Here is a 1,098-nt window from a genome sequence, read left to right on the forward strand (position 1 = left end):
ACCAGGAGTTCGGGCGTCTGCTCCTCCGTCCCCCGCGCCCCCGGGCGCCGCCACCGCCGGGCTCGGTCGCGCCGATCGCCGCGAGGACCTCGCGCGCCGCCGTAAGCGCGCCCGCGGGCGGCGGGTCGAGCAGCGCGAGACCCGACGCGTCCGGATCGCCCCAGCAGGCGGCCTGGAGCGCGAAGGCCGTCAGGTCGGCCACGCGGATCTCCGGCGCCGGGAAGCGCGCCAGGCGCCCGTGGTCCGCCTCCGTCCAGCACCGGTACACCGCGCCGGGCGCCTCGCGGCCCGCGCGTCCGGCGCGCTGCTCGGCGCCCGCCCTCGACACCCGTACCGTCGCCAGCGCGCCCAGGCCGCGCGCGTGGTCCGTACGCGGCTCGCGCGCGAGGCCCGCGTCGACGACGACCCGCACGCCCGGCACCGTCAGGCTGGACTCGGCGACCGCCGTCGCGAGCACCACGCGCCGCCCGCCCGAAGGACCCGCGAGCACCGCGTCCTGCACGGCCGCGGGCGCGCGCCCGTGCACCCGCAGCACCTCGGCGCCCAGGTCCGCCGTCCCGCCCAGCTGCCCGGCGACGCGCTCGATCTCGCCGACGCCCGGCAGGAACACCAGCACGTCGCCGGGGCGCTCGGCGAGGGCCCGCCGCACCACCGAGGCCACGTGCGTCAGCAGCGCCGGGTCGACGCGTGTCCCGTGCGGCGGGCGCACCGGGCGGGCGGGCGGTGCCCATACCACGTCCACCGGGTGCGTCACGCCCCGCGCCGTCACGACCGGTGCGCCGCCGAGCAGCGCGGACCACCCGGCGGCGTCGGTCGTCGCGGACGCGGCCACCAGGCGCAGCTCCGGCCGCAGCGCGGCCCGCAAGTCGAGCAGGAAGGCGGCCGCCGTGTCGGCGTCCAGGTGCCGCTCGTGGCACTCGTCGAGGATGACCACGTCGACGCCGGCGAGCTCCTGATCGCGCTGGAGGCGCTGGAGCAGCACGCCGGTGGTCACCACCTCCACCACCGTCGACGGGCTCACGGCGCGCTCGCCGCGCACCGTGAAGCCGACGCGCTGCCCCGGCCGCTCGCCCAGCAGCCACGCCATCCGCCGGGCCG

At 79.8% G+C, this 1,098-nt stretch carries 1 protein-coding gene; it reads right to left on the reverse strand.

The genetic code is table 11. The features are described 5' to 3' along the window. Positions 1-1,098: helicase-related protein (locus JFN87_RS33185; protein ID WP_209346230.1), on the reverse strand; the 1,098-nt coding region annotated here is incomplete at both ends.

Origin of the sequence: Streptomyces montanisoli (assembly GCF_017813245.1) — a bacterium.
GTDB classification, from domain to species: Bacteria; Actinomycetota; Actinomycetes; order Streptomycetales; family Streptomycetaceae; genus Streptomyces; species Streptomyces montanisoli.